Genomic DNA, 24,281 nt, shown 5'->3' with positions numbered 1-24,281 from the left:
ACTTTGTCTGCGCCGTCAGCGGCGAGTCTGTTGGCACCCACTTTGTCTGCGCCGTCAGCGGCGAGTCTGTTGGCCCCCACCTTGTCTGCACCATCCGCCGCGAGCCTGTTGGCGCCGACTTTGTCTGCACCATCCGCCGCGAGCCTGTTGGCGCCGACTTTGTCTGCACCATCCGCCGCGAGCCTGTTGGCGCCGACTTTGTCTGCACCATCCGCCGCGAGTCTGTTGGCACCCACTTTGTCTGCACCGTCAGCGGCGAGTCTGTTGGCCCCGACCTTGTCTGCGCCGTCAGCGGCGAGTCTGTTGGCGCCGACTTTGTCTGCACCGTCAGCCGCAAGTTTGTTGGCACCCACCTTGTCCGCGCCATCAGCGGCGAGCTTGTTGGCACCCACCTTGTCCGCACCATCCGCCGCAAGCTTGTTGGCGCCGACATTATCCGAGCCATCCGCCGCTACCGCCCCAGCGCCCACATGATCCGCGCCGTCTGATGCCAGTTCCGCAGCCCAACCCGGTATTGCCACCGTTGCCGAGACGACCAAAACAACGCCTGAAAGAAATTTGTATTTCATGGTGTTCTCCACGACCCATCAGCCACAAAGCGATTGAGCATGTCCGAAAAAGACGCAGACTCTTGGCTGTTAACGTTGGCGATTGGCACAGGTGCCGAAGGGCACGCGTGTCGATATGTTTCATGAAACCGGAAAGACAACCCATAGAGTGTAGGTCATCACGGAAAAGGCGCAGGTTTATTGCGAACTGTTTCCAGTTCAGACGACGTTCAGGGGGGCGGTGCGGCTTGATCGAGGCGAGAAGAACGGGCGGAAGCGGGAGCGGTGGCTGGGCACCACTCCCTTCTATCAACGGATCAATGCATCTTGCTGTGGTCCATCATGTTCAGCGCGCGCACCGGCGCCTCGATGTTGATCACTTCTTTTTTGCCGTCATCGTGCTCGACGGTCAGCACCATCGGTACCTTGTCGCCTTCCTTTACCTGGGCGACCAGGTCGATCAGCATCACGTGATAGCTGTCGGAGTTGAACGCGACCGCTTTGCCGGCGGGCAAGGGGACAAATTCCACGGCTTGCATGCTCATCACGTCGTTTTTCATGGTCGACTGATGGATCTGCACGGTTTTTGCGGCCGGTGACTGCGCGCTGATCAGCTTGCTGTCGCTGCTCGCGGTGACCGTCATGAAGGCGCCGGTGGATTGCTGTCCTGCTACCGAGGCGCGTACCCAGGCGTCTTCGACCTGGGTCTGGGCGCAAGCGAAGCCCGCCAGGCCCAGCATCGACAGGCCCAGCACCAGTTGCCCCACCCGTGTGGTGAAGCGGGATTGCAAGGCGTTCGAGTTCATCAGCAGACCTCCATGACGGTCAGTAAGTCTTCCGTGCACTCTTGTGCCGAAAGCGAGTGAGACAACCCAAGGCGCAGGGTGCCCCGGGTGTCATAAACGTAGCTGGTCGCGGTGTGGGAAATGGTATAGGTGGAGCCGCTCGGGACTTTTTCGTAGAACACGCCGAACTCCTTGGCCGTCGCCGCTGTTTCTTCCAGCGTGCCGTGCAGTGCGACAAAGGTGGGGTCAAAGGTCTTGACGTAGGCGTCGAGCATTTCCGGGGTGTCCCGCTCGGGGTCCAGGGTGATGAAGACGACTTGCAGCAGGTCGCCGTCCTTGCCCATCAATTTCTTGATCTGTGCGGCGCGGGCGAGGGTGGTCGGGCACACCGCCGGGCATTGGGTGAAGCCGAAGAACACCATCGGCATCATGCCCCGGAAGCTCGAAAGCGTGGTGAGGTTGCCTTCGGAGTCTTTCAACTTGAATGTGCGCCCGAGGATCTTGTCGCTCAGGTCCTTGCCGTACTTGTACGACAGACGGACGCTGTTGTCGCAGCCTGTGAGCAAGCCCAGGCCGAGTAAACCGATACCTGCAACCACCTTGCGGCGGGTCAACAAAACAGTCATTTGCACAGCCTTTCTGAACAGCCCGGTCCCGGGGCTCATAGCGAATGATTGACGCCGGCAGGGGCGCAACCCTGCGTGCGGGTCATAGTGGGTCAATTCTACCGTTTTCCGGGACCTTCCAACGCTTGCGACAGGCCGCCACTGGCAGGCCAATCACCCTGAGGGCGGGTGTTTCGGGGTGATTGTGCGGCGTACTGTCGCAGGTCTTTTTACCATGATGGACTTTCGTGCCAAAAACCTGTGTAGAAGACCTCGCAGGCCCTTGCCTGAATCGAATCAGCTGAACTAGAGTCGGCAGATTAATTTCACAGTGCCATCATTGGAGGGTGGACACGTTACAAATACACAGCTCTCGCCTGAACAGACCAATGCACATTGGCTGAATAACTAGAAATCATTGAGCCTGCCGAGCACTCCGTTGCGCCGGTACGACTCATGCAAAGCTTCGACTTGATAAGGCTGCCGCCGACCAACACCTCTTTGAAGCACAAAGAAAATGATCGAACCAGAACGAATTGTCACGTTGTCGCGGGAAGTCGAAGCGTTGGCAAACCGTGGCATCAGCGACATCCAGATGATCACTCGCCAGACCCGCCTGCTTGCAATCAATGCCTTGATCGAGGCCGCCCACGCAGGCAAGGCCGGCCAGGGGTTTGCCGTGGTGGCTGAAGAGGTCAAGGTGATCTCCGAGCGGATCTCGAGGATCGCCGGCACCATGACCGAAGACCTCCAGGCATCCGTCAATGAGTTGACCGCACTGGGGGAGGGCATGTGCTTTGACGTGCGCGGACAGCGCTTGGCCGACCTGTCGCTGAACATGATCGAAATCATGGATCGCAATCTCTACGAGCGGACCTGTGATGTCCGCTGGTGGGCGACCGATGCCTCTTTGGTCGATGCGCTGAAATCGGCCGACGAACAGAACTGCGCCTATGCCTGTGAACGCCTGGGCATCATTCTCGACAGCTACACGGTGTATCTGGATATCTGGCTGGCAGACACCCGTGGCCGTGTGATTGCCAGCGGCCGCTCCAGCGTTTATGGCAAGACCGTCGGCGCCAACGTCAGCGACGCCTCCTGGTTCAGGATGGCGCTGCAACACAGCCGCAGCGATCAATACCATGCCGGGAACGTCTCCATCGAACCCTTGCTCGAGGGCGCGCAAACCTGTGCCTTCAGCGCGGCGGTACGCAGCAATGCCCAAAGTCCGGTGATCGGGGTGATCGGGATCTTTTTCGATTGGGAGAACCAGGCCAGGTCCATCATCGATGGCGTGCGGCTGACCGAGGAAGAGCGCTCACGAAGTTGCGTGATGATGGTCGATGCCAGCCATAACATCCTGGCCAGCTCCAATCCCCAGGCTTCGCTCGGGCAGCGAATTGCCCTGACCACCAAAGCGGGTCAGGCCTGTGGCTACAGCGTACAGCCCACTAACGCCCTGCAGGGCTATGCACTCACGCCCGGGTTTGAAACCTATCCCGGCATGGGCTGGTACGGGGTGATCGAGCAGCAACTGCCCGAATGACCTGACCAGCCCTGAGCAGCCCTTGTGGGAGCGAGCCTGCTCGCGATGGCTTTTCCAGGCGCCGCGGGCGTTCACGCCCGCCGCCGCCCATCTCCAGCAAGTTCGCTCCGACGGGGCATCAGCGAACGGTGTAACCGCTGTCGACCACCCAATCCTGGCCGTAGACGCTTCTGGCGCCATTGCTCAGCTGGAACAGGACCACGTCGGCCACCGCGCCGGCTTCGAGGAACTCGCCACCGATCAGGCGTTTGTTCACCTGAGTGGCGACGTTCGCCAGGTCGTGGTGATTGAGGCCCAGGGTCGACCAGATCGGCGTGGCCGTCGGTCCCGGGGATACCATGTTGATGCGGATGCCCTGGGGCGCCAGTTCGACCGCCAATGTCCGGGCATGGGCTTGCAGGGCGGCCTTGGACGCGATGTAGGCGGCCAGGCCCGGGAAGGTCACACCGGTCAGGAAGGTCGTGATGAACACCACCGACGCCGGATTGGCCAGGTTCCCGCGCAAGTGCGCCAGTGTATTCAGCGCGCCGGCGCCGTTGACGGCCCACTGCCGATCGAAGGCTTGCAGGTCGAGGCAGTCCGCCAGCTCGGCGATGCCGGCATTGGGCACCAGATAATGCACCGGGCCCAGACGCGACGCGTGTTGCGCCAGTTGGTCCAGGTCCTGGGCCCGGGTGACATCGCCAGAGACCCAGGTCAGTTGCCCGGCAAAGTGCCGAGCCAGTTCTTCCAGCCCGCCCATGTTCCGCGACATGGCCAGTACCCGTGCACCCTGCGCAAGAAGGCGGGCGGTTACCGCCAGACCAATACCGGAACTGGCACCGGTGACCACTGCCAGGCGTCCTTCGAAATCGTTACTCATCGCTATTTATCCTGAATGAACATGAGTGGGTTGAATCCCAACCTGACAATTCAAGATGTGGGCCAAATGCCGGAGCCCCGTGGATCAAGGGCCGCAGCCCGCATGCAGTCGTAATGACTGCAATGTTTTGCGGTCGTTAAGACCCTTTGCAGTCATTAAGACGCGCGTGGTCGAGTCGTGTGCCTGATCGTAAAAATTTGAATTGCGCCGCGATGCCCGACAGAATTGCCGGCCTGTCTGGCCGAGCAAGCGGTCGTTCGTCTTGAAGAGGGTTGTCGTTGAACCAACAGACATTGTCCAGGCGACTGGAGCGTGTGGCGGCGCATGTGCCGGCCGGTGCACGCCTGGCCGATATCGGCTCGGATCACGCTTACCTGCCGGTGGCGCTGATGCACCGTGGCGCCATCACGGCGGCGGTGGCCGGCGAAGTGGCCGCGACGCCGTTTCGCGCCGCCGAGCGCACTGTGTGCGAGAACGATCTGCAAGCCTGGATCAGCGTGCGCCTGGCCAATGGCCTGGCAGCCATCGAGCCGGCAGACGCCATCACCGCGATTACCCTGTGCGGCATGGGCGGTGAAACCATCCGTGACATCCTCGACAGCGGCAAGGCCCGCCTCAGCGGCCACGAACGCCTGATCCTGCAGCCCAATGGCGGTGAGCAGCCGCTGCGCCAATGGCTGATGACCCATGGCTACCGCATCCTGTTCGAGGAAGTGCTGCGGGAAAACCGCTTCGACTATGAAGTCATAGTGGCCGAACGCGGCGAGCCGGTGCACTACACGGCCGAACAACTGTACTTCGGCCCGGTGCAGATGCAGGCCCGCAGTCCGGCGTTCCTCGATAAATGGCAGCGCCTGCTGCGCGAGAAACAGCGCACCTTGACGCAATTTCAGCGCGCGCGGCAGGGCGTACCCGAAGAAAAAGTGCAGCAAATCCACCAGCAGACCCGGTGGATTGCCAACCTGCTGGCCTGATCCGCCGTCGCTAGGCGCCTTCACCATTTCATTTGCTGAAATAGTGGATTGCAATTCATGCCCATTCCGCCGCCGGCACTTCAAGGGGAAGATGAGCCCTCACCCAGCCCCCTGAACACAGCAGGGGGCATTCATCACCCTGGCCGCTGACGTGATGGTTGACGCTGCGGGCGCGAGGAGAGCGGCAATGGACCAAGTCTCGAATGCACCATCCTCCCCCTGGCACGAGGGTGAGCTGACCTTGCAACGTACGGTGGGCGCCGTCGACATGATGGTGGGCGTCGGCCAGCGGCAACTGGCGCGGACCTGGATGCCGGACCAGCATCGCGAGTTCTACCACCAGCTGCCTTTCGTGGTGCTGGGCGCCGTGGATCCCCAGGGCGATGTCTGGGCCACTCTGCGCACCGGCGAGCCCGGTTTCATGCGTTCCCCGACACCACAAACCCTGCACATCGATCTTCAGCCACAACCCAATGACCCGGCCGAGACGGGGATGAAGGCCGGCGATGCCATCGGCATGCTCGGCATCGAGTTGCATACCCGCCGGCGCAACCGCATGAATGGCAATGTGCTGCGTGATTACGGTGAGGGTATAGAAATCGGCGTCACCCAGGCCTACGGCAATTGCCCGCGCTACATCAACCTGCGTCAGTATGGTTTCGTCGACGACGTCGCCGACACCTTGCTTGAACTGACCCTGGCGGATTCGCAGGTGCAGCGCATGATCAGCGGCGCAGACTCGTTTTATGTCGCGACTTACGTCGAGCGCGATGGCCAGAATCAGGTCGATGCGTCCCATCGGGGCGGCAAGCCCGGTTTTGTGCGGATGGACGAGGACGGCACGCTGACCATCCCGGACTTCTCCGGCAACCTGTTTTTCAACACCTTGGGCAACATCCTGCTCAACCCTCGCGCCGGGCTGCTGTTCATCGATTTCCAGAGCGGCGACCTGCTGCAAATGAGCGGTACTGCCGAAGTGCTTCTGGACGATCCTGAAATCGCCGCGTTCCAGGGGGCCGAACGCCTGTGGCGTTTCAAGCCGCAACGCATTGTTTACCGTCAGGCGGCGATCCCGCTGCGTTGGGTGGACGAGGACGAAGGCGAGTCACCCAATTCGTTGATGACCGGCAGTTGGGAACAGGCGGCCGAGCGCTTGCGGGCGGAATCGCTGCGCAACCACTGGCGCCCCCTGCGGGTGGCCCGCGTCGTCGATGAAAGCCGCAGCATTCGCTCGTTTTACCTGGAACCCGATGACGGGCTCGGGATACCGGGTTTCGAGCCGGGCCAGCACTTGCCGATCCGGCTGTCGCTGGACGGGCAGCCGGCGCCGTCGATTCGGACCTACAGCGTTTCCAGTGCCTCGTCGGATGAATTCCTGCGCATCAGTGTCAAGCGCGACGGCCTGATCTCATCGCACCTGCACGACCGCATCCAGGTCGGCGACTGGATCGAGGCGAGGGCGCCCCAGGGGCATTTCACCGTCCAGGCGTCCGAACGTCGGCCACTGGTGTTGCTGGCGGCGGGCGTGGGCATCACGCCGCTGTTGTCGATGCTGCGCGAAGTGGTTTACCAGGGCAAACGCATCAGCCGCATGCGCCCGACATGGCTGGTGCAAAGCAGCCGCTCGGTGGCCGACCTGGCGTTCCGTGCTGAAATCGATGAGCTGGTGGCGCGGGCGGGGGGCCAGGTCCAGGTCCTGCGCGTGGTCAGCCAACCGCCCACTTCCGGTGCCGAGGACAGTTATGACGTGGCGGGCCGGATCGATATCGAACTGCTCAAGGCGCTGTTGCCGCTCGATGACTACGACTTCTACCTGTGCGGGCCGGGCAGTTTCACCCAGGCGCTGTACGACGGCCTGCGCAAGTTGCGCATTCCCGACGATCGCCTGCATGCCGAAACCTTTGGCCCGTCCACGCTGGTGCGTGACGCCGAAGTCAGTGTCCCGGCAGCGCCGCAGGTGCCCGCGGCGACCGGAGCGGTGAAAGTGCTGTTCGCCACTTCGGGCAAGGAAGCGCGCTGGGAACCTGGCAACGGAACCCTGCTGGAACTGGCCGAAGCGCGTGGCCTGAGCCCCGAGTTCAGTTGTCGCGGCGGTTCTTGCGGCACCTGTAAAACGAAATTGAGCAGCGGCCAGGTGCATTACCTGAACACGCCTGAGCAAGGGTTGGCGGCGGATGAAGTGTTGATCTGCTGCTCGGTGCCGGCAGAGGGTAGCGAGACGTTGATTCTGGATATTTGAGGCCAGTCTTGTAACAAATCCTGTGGGAGCGGAGGTGTCTTTCAAAAAATGCATTCGTCCAGTTTCACCATTCCAGAAAATGAAATGCTGGATTGTAAATGCTGGTGATTCCGCTGTTTGTTACGGGAGCGGAGGATAGCCCCATCGTCACGCCTGTGCCGAGCCATCAGAAGCCAACAAGGAGTTCGTCATGTCCCAGAAAGCGATCCTGCTGTACCGTCATCCATTGTCCGGCCACTCTCACCGTGTCGAATTGATGCTGTCCCTGCTGGGGTTGCCCACCGAACTGGTCGACGTGGACCTGATGAAGGGTGCGCACAAGACCCCTGAATTCCTCGCGCTGAACCGCTTTGGTCAGGTCCCGGTGATCGATGACGACGGCGTCGTGCTGGCGGATTCGAACGCGATCCTGATCTACCTCGCCGAAAAATATGACAACGACCAGTGGTTGCCCAGCGATCCGCTCGCCAGGGCCAAGGTCCAGCGCTGGCTTTCCGTGGCCGCCGGCCAGATCAACTCGGGGCCAGCCGCCGCGCGCTTGATCACCGTGTTTGGTGCCGGTTACAACGCCGAAGACGTCATTGGCCGCTCTCACGGCTTGCTCAAAGTGATGGAAGAGGAGCTGGGCCAAAGCCAATTCCTGGCCGGTGACCAACCGACCATTGCCGATGTGGCCGCTTACACCTACGTGGCCCACGCGCCGGAGGGCAATGTCTCGTTGAGCGATTACCCGAATGTCCGTGCCTGGCTGGCACGTGTCGAAGCGTTGCCACGTTTTGTCGGCATGCAGCGCACGGCGGTGGGCTTGCAACACGCCTGAGTCTGGTCGCGGGGCTGGTCGCAAGGTTTTTCCGGCCAGCCCCATCCCCGTTCAAGTCGCTACCCCAGCGCACTTCTTTCATCCCCAAGCGTGCGAAAGTCGCCATCGACGACAATACTGGCGGATTGCTCAGTACGCGCCGCAGAACCTCAATCACAATCGGGTTGCCCATGGATCGCTTCCAGGAAATGCAGATTTTTATGGCCGTTGCAGAGGAAGAGGGGTTTGCTGCCGCTGCACGTTCGCTGAGGATTTCGCCACCGAGCGTGACCCGCGCCATTGCCGCGATGGAAGAACGGATCGGCACTCAGTTGCTGTCTCGAACCACTCGCAGCCTGCACCTGACCGAAGCGGGGCAACGTTACCTGGAAGACTGCCGGCGCATCCTGGGCGAACTCGACGAAGCCGAAGAGGCAGCCGCCGGCAGCTACTCGGTGCCTTGCGGGCTGCTGACCGTGACGGCATCGGTATTGTTCGGCGAGTTGTACATTGCCCCGCTGATGGCCGATTACCTGGACCAATACCCCTCGGTGCACCTTAACGCGATGTTCGTCGATCGCGTGGTCAGCATGGCCGATGAAGGCATCGACGTGGCGATCCGCATCGGTCATTTGCGAGAGAACAACCTGAATGCGATCAAGGTCGGTGAGGTGCGCCAGGTGATCTGCGCCGCTCCCGCCTATTTCGAGCGCTATGGCCGCCCGAAACACCCTGAAGACTTGAGTTCGGCCAACATCGTGATGTCTTCTGCCAGCCATTTGCTCAGCGACTGGGTGTTCATGAAGGATTCCACCCCCCTGAGTTTTCGTTTCAACCCGCGCCTGGTCGTCACCGCCAATCAGGCCGCGATCAATATTGCCAGCCGCGGCTGGGGCCTGACACGGGTGCTGTCCTACCAGGTGGCCAGCCGTGTCGGCGCCGGTGAACTGGAACTGGTCCTCGAGGACTTCGAACCGCCGGCGTTGCCGATTCATGTGGTGTATCAGAAGAGCAACCGGGTGGCCGCGAAAGTTCGGACCTTCGTCGACTTCCTCGTTGAACGGCTGGAGCGTGATGAAGCCCTGATCCCCAGTGCACAAGGCCCAACGTGATGGATCGCTACCATGAGATGCTGATGTTCACTGCGCTGTCCGAACGCCCCAGCCTCGCGTCGGCGGCACGGCGTCTCAACGTGTCCGGGCCGACGGTCATGCGCGCGGTCGCCCGGCTGGAGGCGCGACTGGGCGTCACGTTACTGCTGCGAAGCACCCGGGGCATCACCCTGACCGAAGCCGGCGCGGCGTTCATGGCCGATGCTTCACGCATCCTCAAGGCGGTCGACGAGGCCGAGGCGTCTGCCAAAGGTCTGCATGTCCAGGCCCAAGGCAACCTGACGGTGTGGTTGCCCTTGCTGTTCAGCCGTTACGTGATGACGCCGGTGCTGACCGGCTACATGGATCTGTACCCCGAGGTCGGTATTTTCGCGCGCTACCACGACCGCACCGCCAATCTGTACGAGGAAGGGGTGGACGTGGCGGTGCTGGTGGGGAACCTGCCCAATTCATCGTTGATTGCCCGGCCCGTTGGGCATGTCCAGTCGATTGTCTGTGCCAGCCCCGATTACTTTGCGCTGCATGGTGAGCCTGACATTCCCGAAGACCTTTGCAACCATCGGTTGATCGCCACGCAGCCCAACCAGAACAGCGTGCAATGGCCGTTTCAGAATCAGGGCGAGCCTTTCATCGTCAAGGCACGCACGCGCCTGAGTTGCGCCACGTTACAAACAGCCATCGATGCGGCGGCCAATGGCGCCGGGGTCACCCGTTGCCTGAGCTATCCGTTGTACGACTATTTGAAGGCAGGCCGATTACGCAGGGTGCTGCACGCCTATGACCCGCCGTCGATGCCGGTGCACGTGGTCTACCGGGAAAGACGCAACGCCTCGATGCGCGTGCGCAGTTTCGTCAACTATGTCGTCGATCGGTTACGCGAGCATCCGGCGATGCGGCTCGACGGCTAGTCCAGCACACGGCGCCGCCCGCGCAACCCTCGACGTTGAAATGGACGACGCCGGCGCAGCTCAATCCGACAGCTTGATCTCCAGCCGCTTGAACCTCGATGCCAGGGTCGTGGGTTTTAGCCCCAGCAGCTCAGCCGCGCCACCCTTGCCGAACAGCTTGCCATCCGCTGCTTTCAACGCAGCCTGCATGTTGTTGCGTTCGAGGTCGCGAATCTGCGCATCCGTCATGATCGTGGGCGAGGGTGGCTGCGCAACGGGCGAGCCGGTTTTCGGTTCATCGGGCAGGTCCAGGTTCAGGTCCGCGCCGATCGAGGTGATCAGCGCGCGCTCGATGACATTTTGCAGTTCGCGGATATTGCCCGGCCACGAGTAGCGTTGCAGGCGTTCGATATCGCTGTTGCGCAAGCGTCTTCCCGGCATGTTCAAGCGTTTTCCGGTCTGCTTGAGGAAGTGCGCCGCCAGGGCGCCGATGTCCATCAGGCGCTCACGCAGCGCCGGCGACTGGATGGGAAAAACGTTCAGGCGAAAATACAGGTCTTCACGAAAATGCCGGGCGGCGACCTCTTCGCGCAGATCGCGATTGGTCGCGGCAATGATCCTCACGTCGACCTTGCGCGTGCGCTCTTCGCCAACGCGCTCGAACTGTCCTTCCTGCAACACCCTCAGCAGCTTGCTCTGCAGTTCCAGGGGGATCTCGCCGATCTCATCGAGAAACAGCGTGCCGCCGTCTGCCAGTTCGAAGCGCCCGACCCGGTCGCGTACCGCGCCGGTAAAGGCGCCCCGGATGTGGCCGAAGAACTCGCTTTCGAACAGCTCGGCCGGGATCGCCGCGCAGTTGACCCGGATCAGCGGGTGGGCGTTGCGTCGACTGGCCTGATGAATCGCCCGGGCGATCAATTCCTTGCCGGTGCCGGACTCGCCGTTGATCAGCACACTGGCGTCCGTAGGGGCGACCACATCGATCTGGCGGATGATCTTCTTGATCGGTTCGCTGTGGCCAACGATTTCGCGGAAGTTGTGCTCGATGTGGATCTCTTCCTGCAGATAGGCGTTCTGTTCTTCAAGGCGCTGCTTGAGCACCTGGAGTTCTTCCAGGGCGCTTTGCAGCTGGTTCTCCGTACTGCGCCGCTCGGTGATGTCGCGGAAGACCACCACGGCACCGACGATGCGACCATCGGAAATCACCGGCGTACTGGTGAACTCCACCGGGAACGATGTGCCGTCACGGCGCCAGAAGATTTCCTGACGCCCCTCGTGGATGACGCCGTCGCGCACGGCTTTGTAGATCGGACACTCTTCAACCGGGTAAGGGCTGCCATCGGTGTGGGTGTGGTGATGAATGCGGTGGATGTTCTTGCCGATCATGTCCTGTGGTTCCCAGCCGAGCATGCGCGCGCAGGCGGGGTTGACGAAGGTGGCCAGGCCTTCGCTGTTGATGCTGTAGATGCCATCGCCCACGGAACTGAGCAACAGCTGATTGTCGCGCTCGTTTTCCTGGAACAGGTTGAGGATGTTGCGCCACTCGATCAGTCCGCCGCGCATGGTGCGTTCGGTCTCGGCCTGGTCACGTTGGTACTTTTCGCGACTGAGCTCGCGCATTACCAGAATCAGCTGTTGCTCGCCCCTGATCTGCAGGGTGGTGGCCGATATCTCCAGCTCGATACGTTCGCCGCTCTTGCAGTTGCAACTCAACTCGTCGCTCCAGCCGCGCCCCTTGTCCATCACCGCCTGGGTGAAAACGATCAGGTCGGCCAGTTGATGACCGAACAGCTTGCTGACCGGCAGTTCGAGCAATTCCTGTCGGGGATAGCCGAGCAGTTTGCAGGCGGCAATGTTGAGATCGCCCAGGCGGTCGGTGAAGGGATTGAGCAGCGCGATGGCTTCGGCGCAATGCTCGAACACCATGTGCCGCGACGAGTAGGCCAGGTCGGCCCAACCGCTAAGGGAGTCTGCTTCGTTCATGGCTACGAAATCTCGTGCTGTGGCACTACGAATATTCGTATTTCTACGGGAATGCGTGAGCTCGCGAAAGCATCAGTTGCCTGTCAAAAAACCGGATCAGAAGGGTATTTCTTTAAATTTCAACAAGTTGCCTGCAAGTAAAAAACTGTTTTATTTCCTGGCACGGCGTTCGCTCTATCTCCTGTAACACGGCGGCCAGACAGGCTGGCGTTCCACTACCCAGAAACCGGAGAGCGACACTATGCCAAGCGTGGATATCCCCCATTACAAAGACGGCGACTTCCTGGTCAATTACGAAGAGAAAGTCTTCGAGGACGTCAAAGCCGAACCGGGCGAGAAAGTCCTGATCACCTTCCACACCATTGCGTTCGAAGGCTCCATCGGCCTGGTCAACATGCTTCAGGCCAAGCGCCTGCTGCGCAAGGGCTTTGAAACCAAAGTGCTGCTCTACGGGCCAGGCGTGCAGCTGGGCGTGCAGCGCGGCTTTCCGACCCTGGGCGCGGAAGCCTTCCCCGGACACCTGGCGGTCAACAAGCAGTTGGTGCAGTTCATGGAGGAGGGCGGTGAGGTCTACGCCTGCCGTTTCGCTCTGCAAGCGCTGTACGGCCAGACCGAAAAAGCCCTGATCGAAGGCATCCGCCCGATCAACCCGCTGGACGTGATGGACCTGCGCCTGCTGATGCGCCGTGAAGGCGCAATGATCATCGACACCTGGACGGCCTGACGGCACAGCTTCTGTGGGAGGGGACACATCCGCTCCCACAGGACCGCGTCAATCTTTCGAACACTTCTGACTTCAGGACCCATCATGGCCATCATTCGCGCAGCCGCCGTACAGATCAGCCCGGTGCTTTACAGCCGCGAAGGCACCGTGGACAAGGTCTGCCAGCAGATCATCGCCCTGGGCCGGCAAGGCGTGCAGTTTGCCGTGTTCCCGGAAACGGTGGTGCCTTACTACCCCTACTTTTCCTTCGTGCAGCCAGCGTTTGCCATGGGCGCACAGCATCTCAAGCTGCTCGATCAATCCGTCACCGTGCCATCGGCCGCGACCCTGGCCATCGGCGAGGCCTGCAAACAGGCGGGGATGGTCGTGTCGATCGGCGTCAATGAGCGCGACGGCGGCACGATCTACAACGCCCAATTGCTCTTCGATGCCGACGGCAGCCTGATCCAGCATCGACGCAAGATCACCCCGACGTACCACGAACGCATGGTCTGGGGGCAAGGCGACGGCTCCGGCCTGCGGGCCATCGACAGCAGCGTCGGCCGGATCGGCTCGCTGGCGTGCTGGGAACACTACAACCCGTTGGCCCGCTACGCCCTGATGGCTGACGGTGAACAAATCCATGCAGCCATGTTCCCCGGGTCGCTGGTGGGAGACATTTTTGCCGAGCAGATCGAAGTCACCATCCGACATCACGCGCTGGAGTCGGGTTGTTTCGTGGTCAACGCCACGGCCTGGCTGGATGCCGACCAGCAAGGGCTGATCATGCAGGACACCGGTTGCGGTCCCGGTCCGATCTCGGGCGGCTGCTTCACGGCCATTGTGTCGCCGGAGGGCAAGCTGCTCGCCGAGCCATTGCGGTGCGGTGAAGGCGTGGTGATAGCCGACCTGGATCTGGCACTGATCGACAAACGCAAGCGGATGATGGATTCGGTTGGCCATTACAGCCGCCCCGAGCTGCTCAGCCTGTTGATCGACCGCACGCCCACCGCGCATGTCCATGAGCGCACCCCGCACCCGGCGGTGGCTGTCACCGAGGAGTTCGATCATGCAGGCCAATGAACTGCTGGCGGAGCTGCAATGCCATGGCGTGCGCTGGCCCGCCGGGCAAAACGGTCTGTCGCGCCAGGGCGGCGCGGGACCATCGGACCACAAGGCGCTGAGTCTGGGCGCGCGGACAATGATGGTGCCGATCCTCAACCAAGCGTCCCAGGACTCACCTTATCAAGCACAGCCGACTGACGATGGCCGCCAGGCGCTGATTTTTCGCGAAGGTTTGCAGGTCGGGCAGGTGCAGATGCCTGGTGTGCCGAAGTTTTACGGCTTGAGTACGGCGGACGGTATTCCCTATTGGAAAATCGCCACCCTGCACAGCAGCGACGTATTGGCCACCACCGTATTGCAGCATTGCATCCGCTTCAACGATCGCGGCAGCTCCTGTCAGTTCTGTGCGATTGGCCAGTCGTTGGCGGCGGGCAAGACCATCGCCCGCAAACGTCCGCAGCAACTGGCGCAAGTGGCAAAAGCCGCGGTGGAACTCGACGGGGTCAAGCACATGGTGATGACCACCGGCACGCCCCAAACCTCCGACCGTGGCGCGGCGATCCTGTGTGAGTCGGCGGCAGCCGTGACGGCAGCGGTCGATCTGCCGATTCAGGCGCAATGCGAGCCACCGGACGACGACCGCTGGTTCCGGCGCCTGGCCGACAGCGGCGTGGTGTCGCTGGGCATGCACCTCGAAGCGGTCACCGACGACGTTCGCCAACGCATCATGCCAGGCAAGGCCCAGGTGCCGCTCAGTCGCTATTTCGAAGCCTTCAGCGCTGCGGTCGAGGTGTTCGGTCGTGGTCAGGTCAGCACCTACATCCTCGCCGGGTTGGGCGACAGCGAAGTGGCCATCAGTGAGATGAGCGAGCGTCTGTGTGCGTTGGGGGTGTACCCGTTCGTGGTGCCATTCGTGCCCATCGACGGCACGCCGCTGGCCCATCACCCCAAACCCGACAGCGCGATGATGGCCCGCCTGTATCCGCAGATCGGCGCGAGCCTGCGCCGCCACGGCCTGCACTCTGATCGGATCAACGCCGGTTGCGCCAAGTGCGGCGCGTGCTCGGCCCTGAAAAGCTACGAATAAGCCGGAGAACGTCCATGCCAAATCTCGCCTATGCGTTGGTCGACAGTACGTTTGAACCATTCCGCGCCGGTGAATTGCTGGTCAAGCCGGCCAGCGAACACTGGGAGAAACAGGCCTACTACGCGCTGCGTCGCTCGGTGTTTTCCGATGAGCAACAGCTCCTGGCGCAGGACAAGGACCGCCACGATTTCCAGGCAATTGCCATCGTCGCCCTCGCTGGCAGCTGCGGCATGGCCGATCAGGTGGTGGGCGCGGTGCGCATCTATCAACCGCAACCGGGGCTCTGGTTTGGTGGCCGGCTCTGTGTGGCCCCGGCGTATCGACGCCACAGCCTGATTGGCACCGCGTTGGTCAATGAGGCCGTGTCGCGCGCCCAGGACCTGGGGTGCGAAGTGTTCCGGGCCACGGTGCAGGTGCAAAACGAAGGGTATTTCCATGGCCTGGGCTGGCAAACCCTTGAAACCCTGGAACTGCTCGGCCAGCCCCATTGCCTGATGCAGGCGGATCTGCCGCGCTACCCGTTGATGCCGCGCCAGGTGTCGCTGCGGGCATTGAAGGTGGCCCGACATGACTGAGTTCGTGGATCTGTCGACGCTGCTCGAGACGTTGCGCAATACCCCGGCGATGCGCGCCAAGCAGGCGATCCAGCAGCCCGCCGCCGCCATCGGGGCTGCCGGGCACTCGCTGAGCCGAGAGCAGCTCTACGCGCTGCCGGGCGATGACACGGCCGCCATCGCCTGTGGCGAGCATTTTCAGCTACTGGCCATTGAAGGCATGTTGCCGGCGTTCGTCGAGGCGGCGCCGTGGTTCGCCGGCTGGTCGGCGGTCATGGCCAATGTCAGCGATATCACCGCCATGGGCGGGCGGGCGACGGCGGTGGTCAATGCCTATTGGCATCACGACGACGCAGCGGCGCAGCAGATGCTGGCAGGTATTCGCGCCGCCTGCGCCGCCTATGGTCTGTTGCTGGCCGGTGGGCACACCAGCCTCGCCTCCGGCCATCCGAGCGCGCTGGCCGTGGCCATTACTGGCATTGCGCACACCTTGCTGTCGACCCTGCATGTCGCCCCCGGCCAGATCATCGCCATGGCGGTGGACCTCGACGGCGTCTGGCATGCCGACAGCCCCTATTGGAAAGCCTTCGAAGGCGTACCCGCCGAACGCCTGCGCAGCAAGCTCGACGTCCTGCCACGCCTGGCCGAGGCCCGACTGCTGCACGCCGCCAAAGACATCAGCAATGCCGGGGTGCTCGGCAGCCTGTTGATGCTGCTGGAAGCCACCGGTTGCGGTGCGACCATCGACCTGTGCGCGCTGCCGCGTCCGCCGGGGGCCGAATGGCTTCGCTGGCTGCAGGTGTTTCCCAGCTACGGGTTCCTGATGACCCTCGATGAGCGGGACTGGCCTCAGGTGCAGAGCGCATTCGCTTTCGAAGGCGTGTGTTGCGCACGCATTGGCCAGGTCACCGCCGACGGCGCATTGCGTACTCGCCTCGGCCTGCAGCAGGCGCCGTTCTGGAACTTGCGTGAGCAGGCCTTCACCGGCTTCAGCTACTCCCATCTCGACCTCAGCCCTTTAAACCTTGCACAACAGGAGCACTGACATGCCCGCCGTCAATTTCAAGATTCGCTGGCCCAATGGCCGGGAAGCCACCGGCTACTCGCCCTCGACCGTGATTTTCCAGTACCTGGAAGAGGGTGCCAGCTACCCGCTCACGGACTTCCTGCAACGCCTGGACAGTGCGTTGAACAACGCCTCGGAGCGGGTCAGGGAGGTCAAGGGGTTCTATTGCAGTTCGGCCATGGACACCTTGAACTCGCTCAAGGGCCAGGCCAGCTACCTGCCAGATCCTGGCGAAGGGCAGGTGGAGATTCTCAGCATGCGTACCGAAGGCGCCGGCCAGGTGATCGGTGCGGGCTGGGGCTCATTCTGACTGATCGATCTTTCTCTCACCCTTTCATCACCGATGACCGGAGCCGCACATGACCCGCCCACTTACCTCAATCAAACCCCTGCATTACAGCGTGATCGTCGTCGGCGGCGGTCAGGCCGGGTTGTCCGCCAGCTATTACCTGCAACGCGAGAACATCGATCACCTGGTCCTGGAAAAGCACAGCGTGACCCATACCTGGCGTAACCAGCGCTGGGACGCCTTCAGCCTGGTGACCCCGAACTGGCAATGCGCCTTGCCGGGCTACAGCTACAACGACGACTTCAAAGGCACCGACCCGCACGGGTTCATGAGAAAGGACGAAATCAACCAATACCTGGCCGGATTCGTCAAAAAGGTCAATGCGCCAGTACGTGAAGGGGTTGCCGTGCAGCGGGTGATTCCTCGCGCCGAGGGCGGCTTCCAGGTACACACCTCACAGGGCGAGTTCAGCGCCGACCAGGTGATCGTGGCGTCCGGCGGTTACCACACGCCGATCATTCCACGCCTGGCAGAGCGTTTGCCGGTGGCCGTCAACCAGATCCATTCCGAGCAGTACCGCAATCCCCAGGCGTTGCCCGCAGGCAACGTGCTGGTGGTCGGTTCCGGGCAATCGGGCGCGCAAATTGCCGAGGACTTGCACCTGGCCGGGCGCAAGGTCTACCTGGCGGTGGGCGATGCTCCGCGTTGCGCGCGTTTCTATCGGGGCCGGGACGTGGTCGACTGGTTGGCGCAGATGGGCTACTACGATATCGGCGTCGACACACACCCCCTGCGGGAAGGCGTGCGCGACAACACCAATCACTACGTTACGGGCCGCGATGGCGGGCGCGATATTGATCTGCGCCACTTCGCCCGCGAAGGCATGCGGCTGTTCGGTCGCCTGGACGGGTTGCAGGGTACGCGCCTGCAATTCGCCAACAACCTGGTGCAGAGCCTGGACAGCGCCGATGCCGTGTACAACCGCATCAACGCCTCGATAGACAAGTACATCGAAGAGCACGCGATCGAGGCGCCACTCGGTGAGCGTTACCAGCCGGTCTGGACTCCGGAACAGCCGTGCAACGAACTGGACCTCGAGCAGGAAGGCATTACCAGCATCATCTGGTGCATCGGCTTCAGTCCGGATTTCAGCTGGCTCGAGGCGCCGGTCTTCAACGGTCGCGGCCATCCCGCCCACCAGCGCGGTGTCACGGCCCAGCCCGGCCTGTACTTTCTGGGGTTGCCGTGGCTGTACACCTGGGGTTCCGGGCGTTTTTCCGGGGTGGCCAAGGATGCGCAGTTCCTGGTGGATCGCATCCGTGTGTCGCGTGAAGCACCTGCCGAGGTGAGGCAAGCGGTCGCGAAGTGATTTTCTGCGCAAGCCCCGGTCTCTGGACAATATGCGGGAGGTTCGGGGCGCGGTCGAGCCTTGCCGAGGCGTTGGTGGCTTGCGCTGGGTTCATGGCTGCGCGGGAGAGGGCTGCGACGCCGTCAGCCGGTCCGCCTCGTTCACCCAGCCGCCGCCGGTGGCCTTGTACAGATCGATCATCGAGGTGAACACGGCGCCTCGGGTGCGGGTGTAATCGAGTTCGGCATCGAACAGGCTGCGCTCGGCGTCGAGCACTTCGATGTAGCTGGTGTAGCCGTTGTCATAGCGCAGGCGTGCGTAGTGGGCGTAGGTGCGCAGCGCCTCGACCTGGCTGGCCTGGCGGGCCATTTGCTCGCGGGATTTGCTGGAGGCGACCAGCGCGTTCTCCACGTCACCGAAGGCCGCTTGAATGGCTTTCTGATAGCTGAGCAGCGCTTCCTGTTGGAACGCCTCGGCCTGTTGCACCTGCCCGGCGATGCCGCCGCCGGTGAAGATCGGCATGTTCGCCGCCACCCCGTAGGACCAGGTTGCCGCAGGGCCGGTGAACAGGTTCGACAATTGGTCGCTGACCGACCCCAGCACGCCGGTCAGGGAAATGGTGGGGAAATACTGCGCCTTGGCCGCGCCGATCTGCGCGTTCGCCGAGATCAGGTTGAGCTCGGCCTGGCGCAGGTCGGGCCGGCGCTCCAGCAAGTCCGAGGGCAGGCCGGCCGGCACCGTCGGCAGCGTCAGTTGGCCCAGATCGCGGCCACGAAGGATCGGACCCGGATTGCGCCCCAGCAGCACGGCCAGCAGGTTTTCCTGCTGCGCCACCTGCGGCTCCAGTTGCGCCACCGATGCCAGGGTGCGCTGGTACTCGGACTGGTTCTGCGCCAGTTCCATTTCCGAGATGGTCCCGGCGCCAAAGCGCAGCCTGAAGATTTCAAAGGAATCACCCCGCGCCTTGGCGGTGGTGCGGGCGATCTCCAGTTCCCGGTCGAGGTCACGCAGGGTCACGTAGCTGCTGGCCACCGAAGCCACCAGACTGAGAATCACGCTACGCCGGCCTTCCTCGGAGGCCAGCAGGTCGGCGCGGGCAGACTCGTTGAGACGGCGCAGTCGGCCCCAGACATCCAGTTCCCAATCGACGCTGAGCAGCGCCTGGTAATTGTTGTAGATGGGATCGATGGACGAACTCAGGGGAGCCGGGCCATTGTCCCGTGGCGCCCGGTTGCGCTGCCCCTGTGCACCCAGCCCGACCTGGGGAAAATACAGCGAACGGGTTTGCCCGTAGCGTCCCTGGAATTGCTCCACGCGGGCGGCGGCAATCTTGATGTCCTTGTTTTCCAGCAGGGCACTGCGAATCAACTCATTGAGCACCGGATCCTGGAACTGCTCCCACCACAAGGTGTTGGACAGGTTCCTCGCTTCCTTGTCCGCATAGCGGTAGGCCGCAGGGGTTTCGATCTCGGGCGCGTGATAATCCGGGCCGACCATGCAACCGGTCAGGCTCAAGCCCAGCAGCAAAACGAGCGAAGAAGGGCGCATGTCAGTCCTCCTCAAGCCGACGCTGTGCCGCGCCGTGGGGAACCGGGCCCGACTCCTGCTGTTCGGCATCCTTGCTGCCGAACATTCGCTCCACCAGGTAATAGAACAGCGGGATGAAGAACACCGCGATCACCGTCGCCGCCAGCATGCCGCCGATCACCCCGGTGCCGATGGAGTGACGGCTGTTTTCCGACGCGCCCACGGCAATCGCCAACGGCACGCAGCCGAGGATGAACGCCAGCGAGGTCATGACAATGGGCCGCAGACGTTCCCTGGCAGCGGTCATCGCCGCGTCATAGGCCGACATGCCGGCTTCGCGGTTGAGCACCGCGAACTCGAAAATCAGGATGGCGTTTTTCGCGGCCAGCGCCACCAGCATGGTCAGGCCGATCTGGAAGTACACGTCGTTGCTCAGCCCGCGAATCAGCACGGCGAGCAGGGCACCGAACAGCGCGAAGGGCACCGCCAGCAGTACACCCACCGGCAACGACCATTTCTCGTATTGCGCCGCCAGGATCAGGAACACCATCACCAGGCCGAAGATGAACACCTGTGAGGAAGCGCCACCGCTCTTTTTCTCTTCGAAGGCTTCGCCGCTCAGTGCCAGCGCATAGTCGCTGGACATGATCTCGGCGCTGATCTCTTCCAGCGCATTCAGCGCCTGCCCGGAGCTGTAGCCGGGCGCTGCGTTGGCGGTGAGTTTGACCGCCGGGAAGTTGTTGAAACGCGTCAGCAGGTCGGGACCTGTAACGTAGCGGGAGGTCAGCACGGCCTTGAGTGGCACCATGTCGAGGTTTCGGTTGCGCACGTAAATTTGCTGCAAGTCTTCGGCCTTGAGGCGATAGGACGGTTCGGCCTGCAGGATCACTTGCCACAGCCGGCTGAACTTGTTGAATTGCGACACGTACAACGAGCCGAACATGGTTTGCATGGCGCTGTAGACATCTTCGACCGGTACCCCCAGCGACTCGGCCTTTTCCCGGTCGACATCGACCATCAGTTGCCGGGAATGGACGTTGAAGGTCGAGGTGATAGCCCCCAGTTCCGGGCGGTCCTTGGCCTTGGCAATCAGGGTGCCGACCATTTCCGCCAACTGATCGACCCCCGCATCGCCCTTGCTTTGCACCCACACCTCCATGCCGCCGGTGGTGCCCAGGCCAGGAATGGACGGCGGATTGACCGGCAGGATGATGCCTTCCTGGACAGTGGAAAAGGCATGCGCGGCTTTCTGGATCACCGCCGGGGCGCTTTGCTGGCGGATGGTGTCCGAGTCCTTGTAGCGCTCCTCGAAATCCTTGAAACCGACGAAGAACGCAGCGGCGTTGTTCTTGTTCTGGCCGTCCAGCAGGCTGTAGCCGTTGACGATGGCCACGCCTTCGACGGAAGCATCGTTCATGAAGAAATCACTGGCCACCTGACCCATCGCGCCGGTGCGATCCAGGCTGGCGGCGTCGGGCATGATCACCGCGCCGAGCAGATAACCCTGGTCTTCGGGCGGCAGGAAGGCACTGGGTATGCGCTGGGCCATCAGCAAAATCAGCACGATCATGCCGGCGAACAGCAGCAACGCGACCACGAAGCGCTTGATCATGAACGCCACCGCGCGCGAATAGCCCTCGGTCATGCGTTCGAAACTGCGTTCGAACCAACGGAAAAATGCATTTTTTTCGCCCTGCTGCGGCTTGAGCAGCAACGCCGCGAGGGCCGGTGACAAGGTCAGGGCCACCAGACCGGAAATCACCACGGAAATGGCGATGGTGATCGCGAACTGTTTATACAGCTGGCCGGTGATGCCGCCCATGAACGCCACCGGAATGAACACCGCGCACAGCACCAGCACGATCGCGACCACCGGGCCCGCCACTTCGTCCATCGCCCGCTTGGCGGCATCCTTGGGCGTCATCTTGTGCACGTGCATGTTGCGTTCGACGTTCTCGATCACCACGATCGCGTCATCGACCACGATGCCGATGGCCAGCACCATGCCGAACAGCGTCAGCATGTTCACCGAGAAGCCCAGCGCGAGCATGCCGATGAAGGTGCCGACAATCGATACCGGCACCGCGATCACCGGAATCAGCGTGGCGCGCAGGCTCTGCAGGAACAGGAACACCACGATCACCACCAGGACGAGCGCTTCGAAAAAGGTGTGGATCACCTCGTTGATCGACGCGCGGGTGAAGGCGGTGGTGTCCATCACGATCTTGTATTCGATGCCCTCGGGAAAGGTCGCCTTCATGTCGGCCAGGGTCTTGGTCACCGCCGCCGATACGTCCAGGGCGTTGGCGCCGGGTTGCTGGTACACGGCGATCAGCGTCGCCGGTTTGCCCTGATAGGTGCTGCGCAGCGAGTAGTCCTTTTGCCCCAGCTCGGCGCGGCCGACGTCCTTGAGACGCACGATGGCCGCGCCCTGGTTGCTGGCGCGCAGGATGATGTTCTCGAACTCGGCAGGTTCCGTCATGCGGCCCTGGGTCGTGACCGCAAACGACTGCTCCACCGGCGCGCCGGTCGGCGATTGGCCGACACGGCCGACGGCGAACTGCTGGTTCTGGTTGGCCACGGCCTTTTGCACGTCGGCAGCGGTGATGCCCAGCTGCGCCATGCGATCGGGTTTGAGCCAGATGCGCATCGCATAATCCGGCGTGCCGAAGATGCTGGCCTGGTTGGCACCGGGAATGCGCTTGAGTGCGTCGAGCACATAGAGGTTGGCGTAGTTGGCGACGTAGGTGCTGTCGTAGCGGTCGCCGGCGGAGTACACCGCCAGCACCATCATGAAGGCCGAGGATTTCTTCTGCACCTGAATGCCCTGGCTCTGCACGGCGGACGGCAGTTGCGGCAACGCCAGGTTGACCCGGTTCTGCACGTCGACCTGGGCCAGTGCCGGGTCGGTGCCGATCTCGAAGAACACGTTGAGGGTCATGTTGCCCGTCGCCGAGCTCGACGAGTTCATGTAGATCATGTTGTCGGCGCCGTTGACCTGTTGCTCGATGGGTGCGGCGACGTTGTTGGCCACCACCTGCGCATCTGCGCCGGGGTAGGTCGCCGCGACAGTGATTTGCGGCGGCGTGATGTCCGGGTATTGGGCGACGGGCAGCGCGAGCATGGCCACCGCACCGGCCAGGGTGATGACGATGGAAATGACCGAGGCGAAGATCGGCCGGTCGATGCAATAGTGGGAGATGCTCATGGGCTTTTACCGCCCGCTGGCGTCCCGGCCTTTATCGTCTGGCCGGATCCAGTGGGCACGGGCGCGGGAGTCGAAGCTTCGGCGATTTTCAACGCGGCGCCCGGCGAAACCCTGAGGGTACCGTCGACCACGATACGTTCGCCAGCGCGCAGCCCTTTGTTGATGAACCAGTTGTCGCCTTGCCATTCGCCGACCTCGACCACCCGTTGTTCGGCTTTGCCTTCGCCATTGACGACCCAGACAAACTGGCTTTTGGCACCTTCGAGCACGGCCTTTTGCGGCACCAGGATCGCATCCGGTCGCGACGCGCCCTTGGCCAGCGCGCGCACGAACTGGCCAGGGCGCAGCAGGCCGTTGGGGTTGGCCAGCACGGCGCGAACCAGGAAGGTCCCGGTTTCCTGGCTGTAGGACGGCGCCAGGAAGTTCACCTTGCCTTTCTCGGGCACCACAGTGCCGTCAGCCAGTATCACCTCCACGACAAAGTCGCTTGTCGGCGGAAATTTCAGGTGCCCGGCGGCGATTTCATCGCGGTACTTGAGGTTTTCGTTCTCCGACAGGCTGAAGTTGACGTACATCGGGTCCATCTGCGAAACCGAAGTCAGCAGCCCCGATTCACCGGGCGTGACGTAGCTGCCTTCCTGTTTTTTCGCGTCACTGGACAGACCATTGAGCGGCGAGGTGATGGTGGTGTAGCTCAGGTTCAACTGCGCGGTGCGCACCGCGCCTTCCGCCGCGAGCACGGCGGCCTTGGTCTCGCGCTCCGCGCCGACGGCGTTGTCCAGGTCCATCTTGCTCACGGCATTCTGCGCCGCCAGCGGACGGACGCGGGCGAGGGTGGCCTTGGCCACTTCCCAGCGCGCCTGTTGCTGGGCCATCTGGCCCTGGGCCGACGCGAGCGCCGCCTCGAACGGCTTGCGATCCATCTGGAACAGGACCTGGCCGGTTTTCACCAGGTCGCCTTCGGTGTATTGGCGTTTGTCGAGGAAGCCGGCGACCCGCGCACGGATCTCCACTTCACGGGAGCTCTGGGTCTGGGCGACGAATTCGAAGGTCACCGGGGTGTCGGAGGCCTTGATGGTCATGACGGTGACGTC

The 24,281-nt window shown here is 62.4% G+C and carries 21 protein-coding genes; 13 read left to right on the top strand and 8 right to left on the bottom strand.

From position 1 onward, the window contains the following. From QIW53_RS27300 to QIW53_RS19865, 3 genes are all read right to left on the bottom strand, one after another. Positions 1-569, bottom strand: a 569-nt coding sequence (locus tag QIW53_RS27300; protein ID WP_442439653.1) for a hypothetical protein, incomplete at its 3' end; no start/stop codon positions are given. A gap of 296 nt (positions 570-865) precedes the next feature. Beyond that, positions 866-1,354, bottom strand: coding sequence for a copper chaperone PCu(A)C (locus QIW53_RS19870; protein WP_371051335.1), 489 nt, complete (start codon positions 1,352-1,354; stop codon positions 866-868). Continuing rightward, the gene (locus QIW53_RS19865; RefSeq protein ID WP_371051334.1) at positions 1,354-1,959 is read right to left on the bottom strand and encodes an SCO family protein; all 606 of its coding nucleotides are present in this window, start codon (positions 1,957-1,959) and stop codon (positions 1,354-1,356) included. Before QIW53_RS19865 ends, QIW53_RS19870 begins: the two co-directional genes overlap by 1 nt. A gap of 496 nt (positions 1,960-2,455) precedes the next feature. Between QIW53_RS19865 and QIW53_RS19860 the strand changes: the two genes are divergently transcribed. Further along, on the top strand, positions 2,456-3,484 hold the full coding sequence (locus QIW53_RS19860; protein ID WP_371051333.1) for a methyl-accepting chemotaxis protein: 1,029 nt from the start codon (positions 2,456-2,458) through the stop codon (positions 3,482-3,484). 118 nt (positions 3,485-3,602) lie between these two features. Here QIW53_RS19860 and QIW53_RS19855 read toward each other — a convergent pair whose 3' ends face one another. Then, positions 3,603-4,346 (bottom strand): SDR family NAD(P)-dependent oxidoreductase, encoded by a 744-nt coding sequence (locus tag QIW53_RS19855; protein WP_371051332.1) that lies wholly within the window; start codon positions 4,344-4,346, stop codon positions 3,603-3,605. Positions 4,347-4,624: 278 nt separating this feature from the next. Between QIW53_RS19855 and QIW53_RS19850 the strand changes: the two genes are divergently transcribed. The 5 genes from QIW53_RS19850 (at position 4,625) to QIW53_RS19830 (ending at position 10,378) form a co-directional block, all read left to right on the top strand. After that, a complete protein-coding gene (locus tag QIW53_RS19850; protein WP_371051331.1) occupies positions 4,625-5,320 on the top strand; it encodes a tRNA (adenine(22)-N(1))-methyltransferase in 696 nt (231 codons plus the stop codon). A gap of 187 nt (positions 5,321-5,507) precedes the next feature. Next, complete coding sequence (locus QIW53_RS19845; protein ID WP_371051330.1) at positions 5,508-7,559, top strand: 2Fe-2S iron-sulfur cluster-binding protein; 2,052 nt, start codon at positions 5,508-5,510, stop codon at positions 7,557-7,559. Positions 7,560-7,749: 190 nt separating this feature from the next. Beyond that, positions 7,750-8,379 (top strand): glutathione S-transferase family protein, encoded by a 630-nt coding sequence (locus QIW53_RS19840; protein ID WP_371051329.1) that lies wholly within the window; start codon positions 7,750-7,752, stop codon positions 8,377-8,379. A gap of 170 nt (positions 8,380-8,549) precedes the next feature. Further along, entirely contained in the window at positions 8,550-9,470 is a 921-nt protein-coding gene (locus tag QIW53_RS19835) for a LysR substrate-binding domain-containing protein (protein ID WP_371051328.1), read from the top strand. Next, positions 9,470-10,378: a LysR family transcriptional regulator gene (locus tag QIW53_RS19830; protein ID WP_371051327.1), complete on the top strand. Its 909-nt coding sequence runs from the start codon at positions 9,470-9,472 to the stop codon at positions 10,376-10,378. Before QIW53_RS19835 ends, QIW53_RS19830 begins: the two co-directional genes overlap by 1 nt. 60 nt (positions 10,379-10,438) lie before the next feature. Here the strand turns inward: QIW53_RS19830 and QIW53_RS19825 are convergent, their stop codons facing one another. Continuing rightward, complete coding sequence (locus QIW53_RS19825) at positions 10,439-12,340, bottom strand: sigma 54-interacting transcriptional regulator (protein ID WP_371051326.1); 1,902 nt, start codon at positions 12,338-12,340, stop codon at positions 10,439-10,441. A gap of 241 nt (positions 12,341-12,581) precedes the next feature. Here QIW53_RS19825 and QIW53_RS19820 point away from each other — a divergent pair, with 241 nt between their 5' ends. From QIW53_RS19820 to QIW53_RS19790, 7 genes are all read left to right on the top strand, one after another. Continuing rightward, positions 12,582-13,064, top strand: coding sequence for an MSMEG_0572/Sll0783 family nitrogen starvation response protein (locus QIW53_RS19820; RefSeq protein WP_192308038.1), 483 nt, complete (start codon positions 12,582-12,584; stop codon positions 13,062-13,064). An 84-nt stretch (positions 13,065-13,148) separates the two neighbouring features. After that, positions 13,149-14,126, top strand: coding sequence for a Nit6803 family nitrilase (locus QIW53_RS19815; protein ID WP_371051325.1), 978 nt, complete (start codon positions 13,149-13,151; stop codon positions 14,124-14,126). Next, positions 14,113-15,195, top strand: a complete 1,083-nt coding sequence (locus QIW53_RS19810) for an MSMEG_0568 family radical SAM protein (RefSeq protein WP_371051324.1) — start codon at positions 14,113-14,115, stop codon at positions 15,193-15,195. Before QIW53_RS19815 ends, QIW53_RS19810 begins: the two co-directional genes overlap by 14 nt. Before the next feature lie 14 nt (positions 15,196-15,209). Continuing rightward, positions 15,210-15,770: an MSMEG_0567/Sll0786 family nitrogen starvation N-acetyltransferase gene (locus QIW53_RS19805; protein WP_371051323.1), complete on the top strand. Its 561-nt coding sequence runs from the start codon at positions 15,210-15,212 to the stop codon at positions 15,768-15,770. After that, positions 15,763-16,794 (top strand): sll0787 family AIR synthase-like protein, encoded by a 1,032-nt coding sequence (locus tag QIW53_RS19800; protein WP_371051322.1) that lies wholly within the window; start codon positions 15,763-15,765, stop codon positions 16,792-16,794. The genes QIW53_RS19805 and QIW53_RS19800 overlap by 8 nt, the downstream gene beginning before the upstream one ends. Before the next feature lies 1 nt (position 16,795). Continuing rightward, on the top strand, positions 16,796-17,125 hold the full coding sequence (locus QIW53_RS19795) for an MSMEG_0570 family nitrogen starvation response protein (RefSeq protein WP_201192319.1): 330 nt from the start codon (positions 16,796-16,798) through the stop codon (positions 17,123-17,125). 49 nt (positions 17,126-17,174) lie between these two features. After that, entirely contained in the window at positions 17,175-18,473 is a 1,299-nt protein-coding gene (locus QIW53_RS19790; RefSeq protein WP_371051321.1) for an MSMEG_0569 family flavin-dependent oxidoreductase, read from the top strand. 90 nt (positions 18,474-18,563) lie between these two features. Here the strand turns inward: QIW53_RS19790 and QIW53_RS19785 are convergent, their stop codons facing one another. From QIW53_RS19785 to QIW53_RS19775, 3 genes are read right to left on the bottom strand one after another with little or no spacing between them, the layout of a single operon-like run. Further along, the gene (locus tag QIW53_RS19785; RefSeq protein ID WP_371051320.1) at positions 18,564-20,000 is read right to left on the bottom strand and encodes an efflux transporter outer membrane subunit; all 1,437 of its coding nucleotides are present in this window, start codon (positions 19,998-20,000) and stop codon (positions 18,564-18,566) included. 1 nt (position 20,001) lies between these two features. Continuing rightward, on the bottom strand, positions 20,002-23,187 hold the full coding sequence (locus QIW53_RS19780) for an efflux RND transporter permease subunit (RefSeq protein WP_371051319.1): 3,186 nt from the start codon (positions 23,185-23,187) through the stop codon (positions 20,002-20,004). Next, positions 23,184-24,269 carry an efflux RND transporter periplasmic adaptor subunit gene (locus QIW53_RS19775; RefSeq protein WP_371051392.1) on the bottom strand — a complete coding sequence of 362 codons (1,086 nt, stop codon included), beginning with the start codon at positions 24,267-24,269 and terminating at the stop codon, positions 23,184-23,186. Before QIW53_RS19775 ends, QIW53_RS19780 begins: the two co-directional genes overlap by 4 nt. Between the last annotated feature and the right edge of the window lie 12 nt (positions 24,270-24,281).

The organism is Pseudomonas fluorescens, from assembly GCF_041354075.1.
Taxonomy (GTDB): Bacteria; Pseudomonadota; Gammaproteobacteria; order Pseudomonadales; family Pseudomonadaceae; genus Aquipseudomonas; species Aquipseudomonas fluorescens_CE.
Note: the sequence above shows the minus strand (reverse complement) of the source record. Positions and strands in the feature narration are given on the sequence as shown.